This window comes from Mesorhizobium sp. M1A.F.Ca.ET.072.01.1.1, from assembly GCF_004023325.1.
GTDB lineage: Bacteria > Pseudomonadota > Alphaproteobacteria > Rhizobiales > Rhizobiaceae > Mesorhizobium.
Genome location: NZ_RZSF01000124.1, coordinates 1 through 17,177, shown reverse-complemented (window position 1 = coordinate 17,177; position 17,177 = coordinate 1). Strand labels below are relative to the sequence as shown.

Annotated in this window: 18 protein-coding genes; 10 read left to right on the top strand and 8 right to left on the bottom strand. The window is 63.4% G+C overall.

From position 1 onward, the window contains the following. Positions 1-619, bottom strand: a 619-nt coding sequence (locus EOA32_RS18240; protein ID WP_145971315.1) for an ABC transporter permease, incomplete at its 3' end; no start/stop codon positions are given. A gap of 116 nt (positions 620-735) precedes the next feature. Beyond that, a complete protein-coding gene (locus EOA32_RS18235; protein WP_066990000.1) occupies positions 736-2,346 on the bottom strand; it encodes an ABC transporter substrate-binding protein in 1,611 nt (536 codons plus the stop codon). 342 nt (positions 2,347-2,688) lie between these two features. Here EOA32_RS18235 and EOA32_RS18230 point away from each other — a divergent pair, with 342 nt between their 5' ends. Together EOA32_RS18230 and EOA32_RS18225 are read left to right on the top strand one after the other, a co-directional pair. Beyond that, positions 2,689-3,879: a Xaa-Pro peptidase family protein gene (locus EOA32_RS18230; RefSeq protein WP_128372483.1), complete on the top strand. Its 1,191-nt coding sequence runs from the start codon at positions 2,689-2,691 to the stop codon at positions 3,877-3,879. A gap of 184 nt (positions 3,880-4,063) precedes the next feature. After that, positions 4,064-4,471, top strand: a complete 408-nt coding sequence (locus EOA32_RS18225; protein ID WP_095780072.1) for a nuclear transport factor 2 family protein — start codon at positions 4,064-4,066, stop codon at positions 4,469-4,471. A 142-nt stretch (positions 4,472-4,613) separates the two neighbouring features. Here the strand turns inward: EOA32_RS18225 and EOA32_RS18220 are convergent, their stop codons facing one another. Genes EOA32_RS18220 through EOA32_RS18210 form a run of 3 tightly spaced genes read right to left on the bottom strand, consistent with a single transcriptional unit; the run spans position 4,614 to position 7,113 of the window. Further along, positions 4,614-5,036: a cupin domain-containing protein gene (locus EOA32_RS18220; RefSeq protein ID WP_128372482.1), complete on the bottom strand. Its 423-nt coding sequence runs from the start codon at positions 5,034-5,036 to the stop codon at positions 4,614-4,616. Positions 5,037-5,040: 4 nt separating this feature from the next. Continuing rightward, positions 5,041-5,904, bottom strand: coding sequence for a phosphoenolpyruvate hydrolase family protein (locus EOA32_RS18215; protein ID WP_128372481.1), 864 nt, complete (start codon positions 5,902-5,904; stop codon positions 5,041-5,043). Positions 5,905-5,916: 12 nt separating this feature from the next. Next, positions 5,917-7,113, bottom strand: a complete 1,197-nt coding sequence (locus EOA32_RS18210) for a Tm-1-like ATP-binding domain-containing protein (protein ID WP_095780124.1) — start codon at positions 7,111-7,113, stop codon at positions 5,917-5,919. A 118-nt stretch (positions 7,114-7,231) separates the two neighbouring features. On the opposite strand from EOA32_RS18210, the gene EOA32_RS18205 reads away from it, so the two are divergent. From EOA32_RS18205 to EOA32_RS18175, 7 genes are all read left to right on the top strand, one after another. Further along, the gene (locus EOA32_RS18205; protein ID WP_128372480.1) at positions 7,232-7,921 is read left to right on the top strand and encodes a TetR/AcrR family transcriptional regulator; all 690 of its coding nucleotides are present in this window, start codon (positions 7,232-7,234) and stop codon (positions 7,919-7,921) included. A gap of 353 nt (positions 7,922-8,274) precedes the next feature. Next, positions 8,275-9,591, top strand: a complete 1,317-nt coding sequence (locus tag EOA32_RS18200) for an extracellular solute-binding protein (protein ID WP_066989980.1) — start codon at positions 8,275-8,277, stop codon at positions 9,589-9,591. 67 nt (positions 9,592-9,658) lie between these two features. Further along, complete coding sequence (locus tag EOA32_RS18195) at positions 9,659-10,564, top strand: sugar ABC transporter permease (RefSeq protein ID WP_095780122.1); 906 nt, start codon at positions 9,659-9,661, stop codon at positions 10,562-10,564. A gap of 1 nt (position 10,565) precedes the next feature. After that, positions 10,566-11,522, top strand: a complete 957-nt coding sequence (locus EOA32_RS18190) for a carbohydrate ABC transporter permease (RefSeq protein ID WP_066989974.1) — start codon at positions 10,566-10,568, stop codon at positions 11,520-11,522. Further along, on the top strand, positions 11,519-11,740 hold the full coding sequence (locus EOA32_RS18185) for a hypothetical protein (protein WP_066989971.1): 222 nt from the start codon (positions 11,519-11,521) through the stop codon (positions 11,738-11,740). Before EOA32_RS18190 ends, EOA32_RS18185 begins: the two co-directional genes overlap by 4 nt. Then, positions 11,737-12,840, top strand: a complete 1,104-nt coding sequence (locus EOA32_RS18180; RefSeq protein ID WP_128372479.1) for an ABC transporter ATP-binding protein — start codon at positions 11,737-11,739, stop codon at positions 12,838-12,840. Before EOA32_RS18185 ends, EOA32_RS18180 begins: the two co-directional genes overlap by 4 nt. Further along, positions 12,840-13,943: an ABC transporter ATP-binding protein gene (locus EOA32_RS18175; RefSeq protein ID WP_128372478.1), complete on the top strand. Its 1,104-nt coding sequence runs from the start codon at positions 12,840-12,842 to the stop codon at positions 13,941-13,943. Before EOA32_RS18180 ends, EOA32_RS18175 begins: the two co-directional genes overlap by 1 nt. A gap of 33 nt (positions 13,944-13,976) precedes the next feature. On the opposite strand, the gene EOA32_RS18170 is transcribed toward EOA32_RS18175, so the two are convergent. After that, on the bottom strand, positions 13,977-14,408 hold the full coding sequence (locus EOA32_RS18170) for a DUF4437 domain-containing protein (RefSeq protein WP_095826818.1): 432 nt from the start codon (positions 14,406-14,408) through the stop codon (positions 13,977-13,979). Between the two features lie 109 nt (positions 14,409-14,517). Next, the gene (locus EOA32_RS18165) at positions 14,518-15,486 is read right to left on the bottom strand and encodes an AraC family transcriptional regulator (RefSeq protein WP_128372477.1); all 969 of its coding nucleotides are present in this window, start codon (positions 15,484-15,486) and stop codon (positions 14,518-14,520) included. 138 nt (positions 15,487-15,624) lie between these two features. Here EOA32_RS18165 and EOA32_RS18160 point away from each other — a divergent pair, with 138 nt between their 5' ends. Continuing rightward, positions 15,625-16,839 (top strand): MFS transporter, encoded by a 1,215-nt coding sequence (locus EOA32_RS18160; RefSeq protein WP_128372476.1) that lies wholly within the window; start codon positions 15,625-15,627, stop codon positions 16,837-16,839. Positions 16,840-16,900: 61 nt separating this feature from the next. Here EOA32_RS18160 and EOA32_RS18155 read toward each other — a convergent pair. Further along, the coding region (locus EOA32_RS18155) for a GFA family protein (RefSeq protein ID WP_128372475.1) at positions 16,901-17,177 on the bottom strand (277 nt) is incomplete at its 5' end.

The window sequence follows — 17,177 nt, the reverse complement described above, 5'->3', positions numbered from 1 at the left end:
GATAGAGCGCGAGATAGATGAAGCCGAGCGCCGAGACCGGCAGCACAAGATGGGCGGCGATGTCGCGGGCCCGCGCCACCCCGGTCTTGGCCGATGCGACGGTCTCGATGCCGCCGATCGGCAGCCAGCGCAGGTCGACGGCGAAGACGACGATCAGCACAAGGCCGAGCCAAAAGCCCGGCACGGCGTAGAGCGCCAGCGAGCCGATCGACAGGAAGCGGTCGCGAAAGCTGCCGGGACGCGCACCGGCATAGATGCCGAGCGCCGAGCCGAGGCCGAAGGAGAGCGCGGTGGCGCTGCCCATCAGGATGAGCGTGCTCGGCAGGCGTTCGAGGATGACGTCGCGGATCGGCCGCGAGAAGGTGACAGACTGGCCAAGGTCGAGGTGCAAGAGCGCCCAGAGATAGTTGGCGAGCCGGGTCAGCTCCGACTGGTCGAGGCCCCAGCGGTGGCGCAGCAATTCGATCATGCCGGCATCGCCGCCGGTCGAGACGATATAGGCGTCGACCGCGTCGCCGGGGGCAGCTTCGAGCAGCAGGAAGCTGCCGATGACGACGATCAGCAGCACGAAGACGCTGCCGACGAGACGGCGGCGCAGGAGGGTGAGGGCTCGGGTCATGGCGACGCCATATCAGGGCCAACCCTTGGATGCCGCGTCCGGCAGGACAGAGGGGCGCGCGACGGAACTCTCATTCTCAAAGCTCAGCACCCAGGCAGGCAATCCGCAAGTGCGGATCAACCCGCCAAAAAGGTGTCCGCCCAGTTCGATACCGCCCAGCGCGGGTTGTTGGCGATGTTGCCGACAGTGTCGCGGGCGACGGAAATGAAGCTCCACTCGGCGACGTTGATCAGCGGCAGGTCGGCCGCCACCATTTTCTGGAATTCCTTGTACAGCCCGGTGCGGGCGGATGTGTCGAGCGTCTCTGACGCTTTGGCGATCAGCGCATCCAGGTCGGCGTTCTTGTAGCCACCCTGGTTGGAGAAGGGCACGCCGTCGGGGATGCCGCTCTGCACCAGGATGGTGGTCGAGATCGCCGGGTCGCCTCGGAACACCGGCGGGCCGACGGCGAGGTCGAAGGCATGGTCGGTATAGACCGCCTTCATATGGGCGGCCGAGTCGTTATTGACGATTTGGGCGTCGATGCCGATTACGGCCAGCGCCTGGCGCAGGTAATCGCCGAACTGCTTGGTCTCATTGAAGTAGGGCGCCGGCAGCAGCTTCAGTGCAAAGCGCTTGCCGTCGTCGGCCCGTTTGTAGCCGGCCTCGTCGAGCAGCTCGTTGGCCTTGGCGACGTCGAAGGGGTAGATCGGGACGTCAGCAGTGTAGAATTGCGGATCGTTCTTCGGCACCGGACCGGTTGCGGTCGCGGCGTAGCCGAGGAAAATTGTCTTGACGACGAAATCCTTGTCGATGGCATGCGCGATCGCCTGCCGCACTTTCAGGTCCGCCAGTTCCTTGCGGCGATGGTTGATCTCGACGACGAGCTGGTAGGTCAGCCCCTCATAGCCCTTGGTGATGACCTTCAGGCCCGGCACCTTTGAGATGCGGTCGAGGTCGGCGAGCGGCACGGCGGAGAAGGCGGCGAGCTGGATTTCTTCCGCCTCGAGCGCCGCAGCCGCAGAGGTTCGGTCGGGCAGCACCTGGTAGACGATCTCGTCGAGATAGGGCTCGTCCTTGTCCCAATAGGCATCGTTCCGCGCAAGCCGATAGTACTGGCCGGCCTTATATTCGGCGAATTTGAACGGACCGGTGCCGACCGGAGCGTTGTTGGCCGGGTTGTCCTCGATCTTGCCCACCTCATAGACGTGCTTCGGCACGACGCTGCTCAATGCCGGCAGCGCGTTGCGGATCAGCTGGAACGGCGTCGGCTTGGCGAATTTGAACACGGCCGTCAGCTTGTCGGGCGTGTCGACGGCTTCAAGGTCCTTGAACACCGTGCGGCCGAGATTCTGCAGAGGCTTCCAGACCTGCAGCGCGGAGAAGGCGACGTCGGCGGAGGTGAAGGGCTTGCCGTCATGCCATTTGACGCCGTCGCGCAACTTGAAGGTCACCGACCGGCCGTCGGCCGCGCCTTCCCAGGAAAGCGCAAGGCGCGGCTGAAGCCCGTCCTTGCTGTCGAAGGAGGCCTCGGCCAGCGTCTCGACCACCTTGCTGGAGATGAAGAAGACGCCGTTGGAAGCGACAATAGCCGGATTGAGGTTGCGCGGCTCGGAGTCGGCGGCCACGATCAGCCTGCCGCCCTTCTTCGGCGTCTGCGCCCGGCCGATGGCCGGCAACGCGGTCGAGGCCAGAAGCAGTGCCGAGCCGGCCAGCAGGCCGCGGCGTGAAATCGGCAATCCGGACATCCTCAAGCTCCCCTCTTCACCCGCGACCGGCGCGGGCAACCTCAAAATCAGCGGGATTATGGCCCTTGGCAAAGGTTTCGCCAGAGACGGATTTGGCGCATGCTGGCTTGGCTCTGAAATTTTCGTCCGCTGGACCAGTTATATTCGGTCTGCGGTCGCGACTATCTGGTAGGACCAGACTAAGCCGTACGCGGTCTCAAGCCAAGTAGGAGAGGGCGGGATCAGCCGGATGCTGTCAACGCTGGCTGGACCAGAACGGTCAAGATGGTTCAGATTTGGCCGCAAACGGCAGTTTCAGGATGTTTGACTGCTTGAGCGACCGAGGAAATCAGGGAGGGAAAGATGAACATCGCTCCGGGCAAAACCGAGGCCAGCGGCATCCCGTTCGACCAGGTTCGGGTGGACCGGCTGATGGAGGAGACCGGCATCGATGTGCTTTTCGCCACCTCCAAGCACAACACGCAATATCTGCTTGGCGGCTACAAGTTCATCTTTTTCGCGGCGATGGACGCCATCGGCCATAGCCGCTACCTGCCGATCGTCCTCTATGAAAAAGGCGGGCCGGAGCATGCTGCCTATATCGGCAACAAGATGGAAGGCGGCGAGCACGAGAACCATCCGTTCTGGACACCGACATTGCATGCAGCCTGCTGGGGCACGCTCGACGCTGCCAACCTTGCCGTCGAGCATCTGCAGAAGATCGGCAAGGGTGCTGCCCGCATCGGCATCGAGCCTGCTTTCCTGCCCTCGGACGCTTACTCGCTGATCCGCAAGGCCTTGCCGGATGCAAAGCTGATCGATGCCACCGGCATGCTGGAGCGCATGCGCGCCGTCAAGACCGAGGCCGAACTGGAGAAGCTGCGCATCGCCTCCGAACTGATCACCGATTCGATGCTGGCGACGATCGCCTGGGCGCGCGAGGGCACGACCAAGACCGACATCATCGAGCAGTTACGGCGCGAGGAGACCAATCGCGGCGCGCATTTCGAATATTGTCTGCTGACACTGGGTGCCAGCCACAACCGTGCTGCGTCGAGCCAGGCGTGGAAGCAGGGCGAGGTGCTGTCGATCGATTCCGGCGGCAACTATCACGGCTATATCGGCGACCTCTGCCGCATGGGTATTCTTGGCGAGCCGGATGCCGAGCTCGAGGATCTGCTGTCCGAAATCGAGTCGGTGCAGCAGGCCGCGTTCTCCAAGGTCAAAGCCGGCACGCTCGGCGGCGACATGATCGCGCATGCCGAGAGCGTGCTGAAGGCTTCCAAGGTCGCGGCCTATACGGATTTCTTCGCCCACGGCATGGGGCTGATCACGCATGAAGCGCCGTTTTTGATGACCAACCATCCGGTCACCTATGAAGGCACCTATGCGGCCAAGCCGCTGGAAAAGAACATGGTGCTTTCGGTCGAGACCACCATGCTTCACTCGACGCGCGGCTTCATCAAGCTCGAGGATACCGTGGCGGTGACCGACACAAGCTATGCGATGTTCGGCGATCGCGGGCGTGGGTGGAACAGGGGTGGGGTAGCCTAGAGCGCGCTCGGGAAACCAATCACTCCGAATGACCGAGTTCAAACCTCGGGGCGGCTTCTGCGGATTGATGGGAAACAAGCTTCGTCGTGCGCGCCCGCCGTCCTGGGTGTATCTTGCTGACTTGAGTTGTGGCCCGGCGCCTCCTACCAGACCGATTACGTCGGGCCGGTAGCAGGAGGAAGTTATGGCAGACGTAACATCAAGAAATCAGAACTCCGAGCTCATTCGGCGGGGTTACGCCGCCTTCAACTCCGGAGACATGGACGCGCTTGCGCAAATCATCGACGAGAAATGCACGTGGCACAGCCCGGGAAGGAATCCGATCGCCGGGGACTACAAAGGCCGTGAGGCGACTTTTGCCCAGTTCGGCCGTTATGGCGGGCAAACCCTTGGCACCTTCAGGGCGAATCTTCTGCATGTCATGGAAGGTGAGGACGGACGTGTAGTCGGCGTCCATCGCAATACCGGGGAACGCAACGGCAAACAGCTTGATGTGCTCTGTTGCATCGTCTTCGACATCAGGGCCGGCAAGGTAGTCGATGGCCGGGAACACTTCTACGACCTCTACGCCTGGGATGCATTCTGGGCTTAGCCTGGAGGTGCTATTCGCGGCAACTCGCACGAGACTGTGCGCGATATCTCCGCACACCTGTTTGCTGTAGCCCCCATACATACCTGGAGAGGTGATTGCGAAGCAAACCGGTGGGCGAATAACGCCCGCAAGCGATTTGCCATCAATTGCTTGCCTCTCGCGGCAGCAGCTTGAAATCCGGCAGGTCACGCAGCGCTAGCTCGGGGCCGGCCGGCGAATAGACGACGAAAAGCTGCATCGGCTCATCGCCCGTGTTGAGCGTCGAGTGGAAGCGGCTTTCCGGCACATAGACGGTGCAGCCGGGACCGACCTTGGCGACCACCGGATTGCCCTTCTCGTCCTCGACCATCTGTTCGCCATGGCCGGAAATCACGAAGATGATCTCCTCCGCGCCTGGGTGGTTGTGGCGGGTGTGCCCCTTGCCGGGCGGCAGGTCGACGACGCCGCCGGAGAAGCGCTCCGCGCCGTTCACTTCCGGCGCGACCGTGAGGGCCAGCTTGCCCCAGTCGAAGCCGAAGGCGCTGACCTCCTTCGGATAAACGAACACCTTGCTCTTGTCGGCCATTGCATCATCCCTTGCTAGTTGCTGGCATTTTCGCTTTGCCGATTGCCGCTGCCTTGAAATCCGCCGTCTGCCTGGCGATCGCCGCCTCGGCCGGCAGCCGTTCCATCGAGCTTGCGCCGTAGAAGCCGTGCAGTCCTTCGCAGCGCTCGAGGACGTAGCGCGCGTCATGGGGCATGGAGATCGGCCCGCCATGGCAAAGCAGGATGACGTCCTTGCGCACCGAGCGCGCGGCGTCGGCAATGGCGTCGATCTCCTCGACGCAGGCATCCAGCGACTTCGCCGAGGTCGCGCCGATCGAGCCGCCTGTCGTCACGCCCATATGGGCTACGACCACGTCGGCGCCCGCCTTGGTCATGGCGCGCGCCTCGTCGGGGTTGAAGACGTAAGGCGTGGTGAGTAGGTCGAGCTTGTGCGCCTCGGCGATCATGTCGACCTCGAGGCTAAAACCCATGCCGGTCTCCTCGAAACTCTGCCGCATGGTGCCGTCGAAGAGGCCGATGGTCGGAAAATTCTGCACGCCGGAAAAGCCCATCGTCTTCAGTTCGGCGAGAAACAGCGGCATGATGACGAAGGGGTCGGTGCCGTTGACGCCGGCCAGCACCGGCGTCTTCTTTACCACCGGCAGCACCTCATAGGCCATTTCCTTGACGATCTCGTTGGCATTGCCATAGGCGAGCAGGCCGGCGGCCGAGCCGCGCCCGGCCATGCGGTAACGGCCGGAATTGTAGATGATGATGAGATCGATGCCGCCGGCTTCCTCGGCCTTGGCCGACAGGCCGGTACCGGCACCGCCGCCGACGATCGGAACGCCATCGGCGATCATCTTGCGGAACCTTTCCAGTATGGTTTTGCGCGGGATGGCGGCCATGTTTGTCGGATCTCACTTCTTGGCGATGTCGAGGAAAGCCTCGGCCGCGGCCTTGGCGAATGCAGGATCGTTGATGTGCAGCGGCAGGCGCGTCACGATACGGTTCCCGGTCGGCTTGATGGTGTGCTCGATGGCCTCGAACAGCGCCGCATCGGCTTGCGGATCGAAGAAGGCGCCGCCTTCGACATCGAGCGCCGACACGCCTTTTTCCGGGATCAGGAAGCGCACCGGGCCGTCGCAACGGGCGAGGCGGCCGCCGATCCATTCGCCGATCCGGCGGCTCTCCTCGGCGGTAGTGCGCATCAGCGTGACATTCGGATTATGCTCATAGAACAGCCGCCCGCGATATTTGTCGGGGATAGTCGGCGGCGCCCAGAAGTTCACCATGTCGAGCGCGCCGACCGAGCCGACATAGGGCAGTTTCGTGCGAGCAATGGCGCCGAAGCGATCCTCCGTCGCCGGCAGCACGCCGTCGAACAGCAAATCGCAGACCTCGGTTGTGGTGATATCAAGGACGCCGGCGAGCAGGCCGCTATCGGCAAGCTTCTCCATCGAGCGGCCACCTGTGCCGGTCGCATGGAAGACCATGCAGTCATATTCGGCGCGCAAGCGCTCGACGATTGCCGTGACACAGGGCGTGGTGACGCCAAACATGGTCAAGCCGAGCGCCGGCTTGCCGGCAGTTGACGAGGCCGGCCTCGCCGCCATGCCGGCGATCGCCTGAGCGGCGTTGTGCAGGACGACGCGCGACAGACGATTGAGGCCGGCCATGTCGGTTACCGACGGCATCATGACGATGTCGGAGACATCGACATAAGGCGCGGTATCGCCGGAGGCCAACGTCGAGACCATGATCTTCGGTAGGCCGAGCGGTAGCGCGCGCATACCGGCGGTGACAATCGATGTGCCGCCGCCGCCGCCAATGCCGATCACGCCGGCGACGTCGTCGCGCGATTGGATGAAGCGGTTAAAGGCGACACCCATGCCGGCAACGGCGGGTCCGCGGTCGTCAGTGCCGAGCACGGCGCCGGCTCCATCGGGATGATGCGCGGCGACCTCGCTTGCCGCGACATCCACCGGGACGGTCGCGCCGCGTGTGCCGATATCGACGCGGACGACCGAGCCGCCGCCGGCGGCGACGGCGTCGGCCAGGAAGGCAAGCTCCTCACCCTTGGTGTCGGCGGTGCCGACCACATAGATACGCTTCATTCGCCTTTCCCCGTCGTCTCCTCGGTTAGCCGGCCTGCTCGGCGGTGCGGCCTGCCGCTTCGGGCCTGGCGCTTGGTCCGGCCATTGCAATTTTTTGAGACGCGCGTATCGTATTGATATGGATGTCTCACGTCAACAAGCCGCTTCCGATGACGCCGAGCAGATGAGAGCCGGGAAGGGGGCCCGCGCCCGTACCAGGCGGCTGATGCTGGAAACGGCGACGCGGCTGATGCAGTCCGGCGTGACGCCTTCGGTCAGCGAGGTTGCAGAGGCTGCGGAAGTGTCGCGCGCGACCGCCTATCGCTACTTTCCGAGCCAGGCCGCGCTGGTGCAGGCGGTCGTCGACGAGGGGCTCGGACCGATCCTGACCTGGAAATCGAATTCGAAAGATCCGGAACAGCGGGTTGCCGAACTCTTCGCCTCCGCCATGCCGCGCATCGAGGCTTTCGAGGCGACGTTCAAGGCGGCGCTCAAGCTTTCGCTCGACCAGTGGGCGAGACGGCAGGCTGGAACGCTAGGCGCCGAACCGGCTTTCAAGCGCGGCCATCGGATCGACCTCCTGAAGGACGCGATCGCTCCGCTCAAGGGTCAGCTCAAGCCGCGCCAGTTCAAGCGTCTTGCCCAGGCGCTGTCGATGATGTTCGGTGTCGAGGTGCTGATCGTGCTGAAGGATATGTGGGGGCTGGACAGCCGTGACATGATGGCGGTCGCCGAGTGGACGGCGGGCGCGCTGGTGCGCGCGGCGGTGGCGGAATCAGGAGCGAAGGCGACTGGAGGTTCGGCACCAGCTGAAATAGACATGTCCTGAATCTGGTTGGACCAGATTGGAGAGGATACCAACAACAATGACTGCAATACATCGCTGGAGACAAGGTCTCCGCATATCAAGGAGTACGAAAAATCATAGAAAACAGAGGGATATCGCTTTGAGCGGCTTGTGGAACCGTTTTGGACTGCACAAGAAAGAACTTGACGTACCTCTTGAATTGGTAATACCAGATCAGGACGCGTAAAGCGGAGCGAAGGTGAAGGTTGCGATCGATTTTTCCGGTCGGGCGAGGAGGCCCGAAACCGGAAAATGCCGTCACGGGAGGGACTGCCAGGGCCGACCGCTATGCCGGCCCGCATGACAAGGTAGAAGGCGCACAAGGGAGGAAAACTATGCGCAAGATAGTGACCAGCGTGATCGCTGGTATCGGGCTGGCGCTTGCCTGCGGGACATCCGTCCGCGCGCAAGACAAGGAACTCACCATCTTCTGGGCGGAATGGGATCCGGCGAACTATCTGCAGGAACTCGTCAACGACTACACGGCCGAGACGGGCGTGAAAGTCACGGTGCAGACCACGCCGTGGCCTGATTTCCAGACCAAGGCCTTCACCGAGTTCAACGCGCATGGCGACGCCTACGACATGGTGGTCGGCGACTCGCAATGGCTGGGCGCCGGCTCGACGCAGGGCCACTATGTGGATCTGACCGACTTCTTCAACAAGCATAAGCTTGGCGATGTGATGGCGCCCGCGACCATCAAATATTATGCCGAATACCCGGGCGGTTCCGGCAAGTACTGGGCGATCCCGCTGGAAGGCGATGCGATCGGCTGGTCTTACCGCAAGGACTGGTTCGAGGACCCGAAGGAGAAGGAAGCCTTCAAGGCGAAGTACGGCTACGACCTCGATGTTCCGAAGACCTATGCGCAGCTGCGCGACATCGCCGAGTTCTTCCATCGTCCGGACCAGAAGCGCTACGGCGTCGCGATCTACACCGACAACTCGTATGACGCGATGGCGATGGGCGTCGAAAGCGCGATCTTCAGCTATGGCGGCGATCTCGGCGACTACGCGACCTACAAGGTCGACGGCATCACCAATTCCAAGGAGGCTGTCGCCGGCCTCGAAATGTACAAGGAACTCTACAAGTTCACGCCTCCCGGCTGGGGCAAGACGTTCTTCGTGGAGGACAACCAAGCCATCACTGGCGGGCTCGCCGCGATGAGCATGAACTTCTTCGCCTTCTTCCCGCCGCTGGTGAACAAAGCCACCAACCCCTATGCCGACGTGACCGGCTTCTTCGCCAACCCGGCCGGTCCGGACGGCAAGCGCTTCGCCGCTCTCGGCGGCCAGGGCATCTCCGTCGTCTCGTACTCGAAGAACAAGGACGAGGCGATGAAATTCCTTGAGTGGTTCATCAAGGACGAGACCCAGAAGAAGTGGGCCGAGCTCGGCGGCTATACCTGCAGCCAGGCCGTGCTGAAGTCGGAGGCCTTCCAGAACGCTACGCCGTATAACAAGGCCTTCTACGACACGATGTTCATGGTCAAGGACTTCTGGGCAACGCCTGAATATGCCGAAGTGCTCGATCAGCTGAACCAGAACATCTATCCGTTCGTGGTCGGCGGCAAGGGCACCGCCCAGGAAGCGCTCGACAAGACCGCCGCCGACTGGAAGGCGACGTTCACCAAATACAACCGCTACAAGTAGGCGTCACAGTCAGAATGCCGGAGGAGGGTTTCCCCTCCGGCATTCCTGTTTTCAGGGAGAACGACCGTTGGCTTCGGTAGCCCTTACCAATCTTGATCCAGCATCCAGGGCCGCCGCGCGAGGCTGGTCGGATCTGACCATCCGCAACATGTTCATCATCCCGACGCTGGTTTTCCTCATCGTCTTCAACATTTTTCCGCTGATCTATTCGCTCGGCTATTCCTTCACCAACTTCGCCGCGAACCGCAGCGAGCCCTGGCAGTTCGTCGGCCTGCAGAATTACCGCGAGCTGCTCAGCGACGATCACATCTGGTCGAACTTCGTCATCACCGCGAAATATGTGATCGTGTCGGTGGCCGGGCAGATGATCGTAGGCTTCGGCCTCGCGCTTCTGCTCAACCGCAGCTTTCCGATGAAGGGCCTGATCACGACCTTGCTGTTGCTGCCGATGATGATGTCGGCGGCGGTCGTCGGCCTGTTCTGGCAGCTGCTCTACAGCCCGTCCTGGGGACCGATCAACTACGTCTTCGGCCTCGGCGACTTCGCCTGGCTCTCCAATCCCGACAGCGCGCTCTACGCCGTCGCGATCACCGACATCTGGATGTGGTCGCCCTTCGTCATGCTGCTGTCGCTCGCCGGCCTGTCGGCGGTGCCGCAGCACCTCTACGAAGCCGCCGCGATCGACCGCGCCAGCTGGTGGTACACCTTCACCCGCATCACGTTGCCGCTGGTCTCGCCGATCCTTTTGATCGCGCTGATCTTCCGCACCATGGAAGCCTTCAAGACCTTCGACATCGCCTACACAATGACGACTCAGCCGACCGCCGAGCTGATCGCGATCCGGCTCTACAAGCAGGCCTTCCAGCAGTGGGACACCGGCAAATCCTGCGCGCTCGCCTACATCGTGCTGATCATGGTGCTGGCCATCACCAACCTCTACGTGAAGTATCTCAACAAGGTGAAGGAGCGCTGAGATGGCCGCCGTCCGCACTTCTTCCGAGGTCGCGCTCAACCGTGTCGCCATCGCCGCGGTGCTGATCGCCACGCTGGTCTTCCTCGCACCGATCTATTGGATCGCCTCGACGGCATTCAAGCCGAAGGAGCTCGCCGTCAGCGTGCCGCCAACCGTGCTGTTCGAGCCCGAGGTGACGCCGTTCGTGCGGCTCTTCACCAAGCGCGTGCAGATGCAGAAGACCGTCGACCCGCAAGTCTACGAAGCCGCGCCCTGGTGGGAAAAGCGCATCTACGACGGCGGCGAGCGGGTACTGAAGGTCGGCAAGGACGTGCAGCTTTCGCAATATCCCGACCGGTTCATGAACAGCCTGATCGTGGCGGTGGTCAGCACCGTTCTCGCCGTCGGCATGGGAACCTTCACCGCCTACGGCTTCTCGCGCTTCAAGATCGCCGGCGAGGCGGACCTTCTGTTCTTCATCCTCTCGACGCGCATGCTGCCGCCGGTGGTCGTCGCCATCCCGATGTTCCTGATGTACCGGGCAGTTGGCCTCAACGACTCCCATATCGGCCTGATCATCCTCTACGTCGCCTTCAACCTGTCCTTCTCGGTCTGGCTGATGAAGGGCTTCATGGATGAGATCCCGAAAGAGTATGAGGAGGCAGCACTTGTCGACGGCTATACGCGCATGCAGGCCTTCTTCAAGATCGTTCTGCCCGAGGCCGCAACCGGCATCGCCGCCACCGCCGTGTTCTGCTTCATCACCGCCTGGAACGAGTACGCTTTCGCGCTGATCATGACCAACCGGCGCGCCCAGACGGCGCCGCCCTTCATCCCATCGCAGATCGGCTCCGGCCTGCCGGACTGGACCACGATCGCGGCGGGCACGTTCCTGTTCCTGCTGCCGGTTGCGATCTTCACCTTCCTGCTGCGCAACCACCTGCTTCGCGGCGTGACTTTCGGAGCGATCCGCAAATGAGTTTTCGCGCCGTCAACGAGAAGTACCTTTTGCCGGCATCGCAGATCCTCATGGTGCTCGGCATCGTCGCGCTCTGCCAGCCATGGAGCCTCAGCCTGCATTCCTATGGGGTGACGATCATCCTGATCGGGCTGATCGGCTTCAACATCACGTCGAAAATCGCACCGGAGCAGAGAGAGGAAACCGGCGCCGTGACGCATGAGGGAGCCGGGCAGTGACGCAGATCGAACTTCGCGGCATCGAGAAATTCTTTGGTGCGGTCCAGGTCATCCATAATCTGAACCTCGCCATCGCCGACAACGAGTTCATCGTGCTGCTTGGACAGTCTGGCTGCGGCAAGACGACGACGTTGCGCGCGATTGCCGGGCTCGAGACGATCGATAAGGGCGACATCCTGATCGACGGCCAGGCGGTGCAGCATCTGAAAGCTGCAGACCGCGACATCGCCATGGTGTTCCAGTCCTTCTCGCTCTATCCGCATATGACGGTGTTCGAGAACATCGCCTTTCCGTTGCGGGCCACGCGGATGAGCAGCAGTGAAGTCGACACCTCGGTGCGCGAAATCGCAAGGGTGTTGCGGATCACCGACCTGCTCGACAAGCGGCCGTCTGCGCTTTCGGGCGGCGACATGCAACGCGTGGCGATCGGCCGCGCGCTGGTGCGGCGGACGAAGGCGATGCTGATGGATGAGCCGATCGGCGCGCTGGACGCCAAGCTGCGCGAGGAAATGCGGGCCGAGATCAAGCGGCTGCACATCAAGCAGGGATCGACCACGATTTATGTCACCCACGACCAGATCGAGGCGATGAGTCTGGCCGACCGCATCGTCATCATGCACGAGGGCTTCATCCAGCAGGTCGGCACGCCGGACGAGGTCTACTCGCATCCGGCAAACCTGTTCGTGGCGCAATTCGTCGGCAGCCCGGTGATGAACATCGCCGAGGCGAGCGTCACCGATCAGGCCGGCGCCGCCTCCGTCACCGTCGGCGGTGCGCCGACGGGTTTCGAGTTCCCGCGCGAGCTCCTCTCCAGGCTCAACGGGCATTCCAATGGTGGCTTGACGCTCGGCATCCGTCCGGAAGGCGTGCTCGTCCGGCATGATGCCGCTCCTGGCTACGTGCCGGTCGAAGCGCAAATTATCGAGCCGCTCGGCTCCTTCGACATTGTCGACCTCAAGGTCGGCTCCAAGATGCTGCGCGCCCGCACCAAGGCCGGCTACGTGTCGGGTCCGGGCGAGAAGGTTCATGCCCGCATCGACCCCGAGCAGGCGCATTTCTTCGACACGGCAAGCGGCAAGTCGCTGGGAGTAAGGCTGTAATGGCCCATATCGAACTGAAGAACATCACCAAGAAGTTCGGCGGCCATACCGCGCTGACGGGTCTCAACCTCGATATCGCCGATGGCGAGTTCTTCGTGCTTTTGGGCGAAACCGGCGCCGGCAAGACGACGACGCTCCGGATGATCGCCGGCCTCGAGAAACCGACCGAGGGCCAGGTCTTCATCGACGGCGTCGACGTCGCCGACTGGAGCGCGGCCGAGCGCGACGTGGCCTTGGTGCTGCAGCAATATTCGCTCTATCCGCGCTACACGGTGCGGCAGAATCTCGAGTTTCCGCTGAAGCCAAAGATCCGCCGGCTGCCGGATGCCGAGATCAAGGACCGCGTCGCGCGCGCCGCCCGCACGCTGCGCATCGAGCACCTGCTCGACCGCAAGACCGACCGGCTCTCCGGTGGCGAGATGCAGCGAGTCTCGATCGGCCGCGCGATCGTGCGCAAACCACGCGTGTTCCTGATGGACGAGCCGCTGTCGGCGCTCGACGCCAAGCTACGCGAGGCGCTGCGCACGGAATTGAAGAACCTGCAGATGCAGCTCGGTGCCACCTTCCTGTTCGTCACCCACGACCAGATCGAAGCGATGTCGATGGGCGACAAGGTCGGCGTGCTGAACCATGGCCGCATCGTTCAGACCGGCACGCCGCAGGAGATCTACAACAATCCGCGCGATACCTATGTCGCAAGCTTCGTCGGCTCGCCGCCGATGAACCTCATCGACGGCACGCTGGTCGACGACCGCGCGGTGATGGCGCCGATGAGTTTCGAATTGCCGGTTGGCGGGGGGGCCAGGGCTTCTTGGGGGCTAAAGACGGGGGGCGCGACCGACGGTCGCCCGCTCGTCTTCGGCATCCGTCCGGAGGACGTCTACCTGGAAGGCGGCGCGCCGGTCGAGGCCCGCGTCCACGATGTCGAGAACCACGGCGTCGAAAAGATTGTGACGCTGAGGGTCGGCGACACGATGCTGCGCGCCACGGTGCCGGCGAGGACCAGTGTCGAGATCGAACAGCCGGTCCGCTTTGCCTGGAACGCGGACAAGGTGGTGCTGTTCGATAAGGGCAGCGGCGTCAGCTTGCGGCACGCCGGATAGCGGGCGGACCGGCCGATTGCTATCGGCCTGCACTTACTTCGGCAGATAGGTCTCGTAGGGCGTGTCGTTGATCAGCAGGATCACGCATTCGGTGTCGGACAGGCAGGCATCGTCATGCATCTCGTTGGCTTTCTGGGTCCAGTAGGAGCCCGGCGGCAACTCGACCCTGGTCGCCTCGCCGCCTTGGATCTGCCAATGCGCCCAGAGCCCCTTGATGACCACGGCGCGATAGTCGGCGGTGTGCGCGTGGACCGGTGCGCGCCAGTTCCCGGGAACTTTGAGCAGCGTGCCGGCCGCGCCCTCGGTCCGCGAGCCCCATAGCGGGCCGAGGCGCTGCGGCTGGTCCGGCGCTTCAACGACATAAGGGATCTTGTCGGCCGGCAAATAGCTGTCTTCGAGTCCGAATGCCTGCCCCGGAGAGATGGTGAGCGCGGCGAGCGCAAGCGCTGCGAGTTGGTTAGCCATGAGGGGTTCCTCCTGCGGTCAGCTTAGGCGATCCCTGTCGGTGAAGAATGACGCGTCGTCCAAAAGACTTGGCAATTCCTCCAGCTGGTAGCGACCTGAACGCCGGCTGTCAGGATTGCTCGCCGCCGCCGCCGTTGCGCAGATGGCTCGGCGCGACACCCATCACCCGCTTGAAGGCGCGGCTGAAGGAAGCTTCCGAATCGTAGGCCAGTTTCGCCGCCACGACAGACACCCGCAGCCCGTCGCGGGCGAGCCATTGCCGTGCCTGATGCATGCGCACGCGCAGCACATATTTGGCCGGCGTCTCGCCGACCACGGTGGCGAAGCGCTGCGCGAAGGCGGAGCGAGACGCGCCCATCAATCGGGCCAGGCCCCCGACCGTCCAATCGCGGTCGGGCTGCAGATGAATAGCGGCGAGCACCTTGCCGACGTCAGGATTGCGCACCGCGGCGATCCATCCGGTCGCGTCGCCGCAGCCGTTCTCTACCCAGGAGCGGATGATTGTGGCGGCGAGCACGTCAGCCAAGCGGGCGAGAATGCCGCCGGAGCCGACCCGGTCCATCGTCACCTCGCCGGCCATCGCATCGAGCAGATGCTGGATGCCCGGGGCGTTCGCCATCAGCTTATGCGCCTGCATCAGGTCGGGCATCATGTCGAGCAGCGGATGCGAGCCGTCGAGATTGAAATGCATGCTGCCGCAAAACAGCAAGGTCTTGCGGCCGTCGCAGCCGTTGGAGACGTCATAGATGTTGTCGCAGACCGGCTCGATCGTGTAGCGGCCGATCGGCACGGGCGGAACGCCCGGCGCGCTCGCCAGCACATGCTCGTCGCCACGCGGGATCAAGAGCGCGTCGCCGACCGAGAGCTCGATCCATTCCTTGGCCGGTGACAATAGCCAGCAGCCCTGCTGGCCGATGAAATGGAACCGCGCCGCCTTCTGCGCGGGGAAGGAAACGGCCCACGGTTCGCCCAGCACGCAGCGGCCATAATCGACGCCGTCGAGCCGCAATCCGCGCAGCATGTCGGTCAGCGGATCGCCGGACGCCGGGAATGTGGTTATGGACGAATTGTAATTCATTTCGGCGTTTCTAGCATGGAAACTCCAGCCCGTCAGTCCCTATGTTGCACTGCAGCGTCGCGCGCCGGGCCTGTAACGGGTGGATCCCGAACTGGCGGTCTTCCAAATGGCGCCGCAAAACAGAACGGAGATTTTCCCATGACCGAACCCGCCACAGGCGTCATCGACGCCGCCGTTCTCGATAGAACCGAAGCCGAGGAGCGAAGCGAGCCGGTATGGGGCGCGGTGGTCTCGCTGGCGCTCGGCGTGTTTGGCTTGGTGACCGCCGAATTTCTGCCCGCCAGCCTGCTGACGCGGCTGGCGCAGGATCTCGGCGTCAGCGAAGGCGCCGCCGGCCAGGCCGTGACGGCGACGGCCGTCGTCGGCGCGATCGCAGCACCCACGATGGCCATCGTCACCAAGCGGCTGGACCGCAGGCTGGTCATGTGGCTGCTCACCGTGCTTCTGATCGTCTCCAACCTGCTTGCCGCCTTCGCCTCCTCGCTCACGATGCTGCTTCTGGCCCGCGTGGTTCTGGGCGTCGCGCTCGGCGGCTTCTGGTCGATGTCGGCCGCCATGGCGATGCGGCTGGTGCCGATGCGGCTGATCCCGCGCGCCATGTCGATCATCCTGACCGGCGTATCGGTGGCGACCGTCACCGCGGCGCCGGTCGGCGCCTATGTCGGCGACATCTGGGGCTGGCGCACGGCCTTCATGATCGCGGCGGTCGTCGGCGCGCTGACGCTGCTCGTACAGCTTGCCACCATCCCCAGCCTGCCGCCGACGGCCGTGGCGAGCTTTCGCACGCTGATCGAGGTGCTGAAGCGGCGGACGATCCGCATCGCGCTGCTGGTCGTGCTGCTCGTCGCCTCGGGACAGTTTGCCGGCTTCACCTATGTGCGGCCATTTCTGGAGACGGTGCCGGTCATGCCGATCGAGACCATCTCGCTGGTGCTGCTCGCCTATGGCATCGGCGGCTTCTTCGGCAATTTCGCCGGCGCTTTCCTGGCCGAGCGCAATCTGAAGCTTGCGGTCGGACTGGCGCCGCTGCTGATCGCGCTGTCGGCGCTTGCCATGCTCACCATCGGCGCTTCACCGGTGATTGCGGCGATCGCAGTTGCGGCATGGGGCTTTGCCTTCGGCGCGGTGCCGGTCGGGCTGCAGACTTGGCTGGTGCGCGCCGCTCCCGACCAGGCCGAGAGCGCCGGCGGCCTGATCGTCGCGACGTTCCAGGTGGCGATCGCGCTGGGCGCAGTCTTCGGCGGCCTGCTGGTCGACCATGCCGGCGTCGCCAGCGCGTTCGGCTACGGTGCCATGGCAACGCTGCTCGCGGCGCTGGTGACTTTCGCCGTCGGGCCGAAACAGGCTGAATAACCTTGGACGCCGACAAGCCAGCCGGTACGGCCGGCTTGTCGGCAGAGCGATGCAGTCTGGGCTAAGCCGAGCGGCCGTCGAACTCGAAAACTTCGATGGCTGCAAGATCGATGCCGTCGAGGCAATTGATGTTGATGTAGGCGCTGCGCTCGCTGCCTTGACTGACATCCTCGGCGAAGGGATGGATGCCGCAGGTCCGGCAGAAGCGATGCGCGATTGCGCCCTTGCCGAAGGTGTATTTTCCGAGGTCGTCGGCCCAGGCAACCAGGCGCATGCTGGCGTGCGGCACGGCCCAAAGCAGCGCCCCCTTGCGCGCGCAGATCGAGCAGTTGCAGCGC

Excerpts from the sequence above, each read along its gene's own strand:
- EOA32_RS18235 (WP_066990000.1), bottom strand. The coding sequence starts at position 2,346 with ATGTCCGGATTGCCGATTTCACGCCGCGGCCTGCTGGCCGGCTCGGCA.
- EOA32_RS18230 (WP_128372483.1), top strand. The coding sequence starts at position 2,689 with ATGAACATCGCTCCGGGCAAAACCGAGGCCAGCGGCATCCCGTTCGAC.
- EOA32_RS18225 (WP_095780072.1), top strand. The coding sequence starts at position 4,064 with ATGGCAGACGTAACATCAAGAAATCAGAACTCCGAGCTCATTCGGCGG.
- EOA32_RS18220 (WP_128372482.1), bottom strand. The coding sequence starts at position 5,036 with ATGGCCGACAAGAGCAAGGTGTTCGTTTATCCGAAGGAGGTCAGCGCC.
- EOA32_RS18215 (WP_128372481.1), bottom strand. The coding sequence starts at position 5,904 with ATGGCCGCCATCCCGCGCAAAACCATACTGGAAAGGTTCCGCAAGATG.
- EOA32_RS18210 (WP_095780124.1), bottom strand. The coding sequence starts at position 7,113 with ATGAAGCGTATCTATGTGGTCGGCACCGCCGACACCAAGGGTGAGGAG.
- EOA32_RS18205 (WP_128372480.1), top strand. The coding sequence starts at position 7,232 with ATGGATGTCTCACGTCAACAAGCCGCTTCCGATGACGCCGAGCAGATG.
- EOA32_RS18200 (WP_066989980.1), top strand. The coding sequence starts at position 8,275 with ATGCGCAAGATAGTGACCAGCGTGATCGCTGGTATCGGGCTGGCGCTT.
- EOA32_RS18190 (WP_066989974.1), top strand. The coding sequence starts at position 10,566 with ATGGCCGCCGTCCGCACTTCTTCCGAGGTCGCGCTCAACCGTGTCGCC.
- EOA32_RS18185 (WP_066989971.1), top strand. The coding sequence starts at position 11,519 with ATGAGTTTTCGCGCCGTCAACGAGAAGTACCTTTTGCCGGCATCGCAG.
- EOA32_RS18175 (WP_128372478.1), top strand. The coding sequence starts at position 12,840 with ATGGCCCATATCGAACTGAAGAACATCACCAAGAAGTTCGGCGGCCAT.
- EOA32_RS18170 (WP_095826818.1), bottom strand. The coding sequence starts at position 14,408 with ATGGCTAACCAACTCGCAGCGCTTGCGCTCGCCGCGCTCACCATCTCT.
- EOA32_RS18165 (WP_128372477.1), bottom strand. The coding sequence starts at position 15,486 with ATGAATTACAATTCGTCCATAACCACATTCCCGGCGTCCGGCGATCCG.
- EOA32_RS18160 (WP_128372476.1), top strand. The coding sequence starts at position 15,625 with ATGACCGAACCCGCCACAGGCGTCATCGACGCCGCCGTTCTCGATAGA.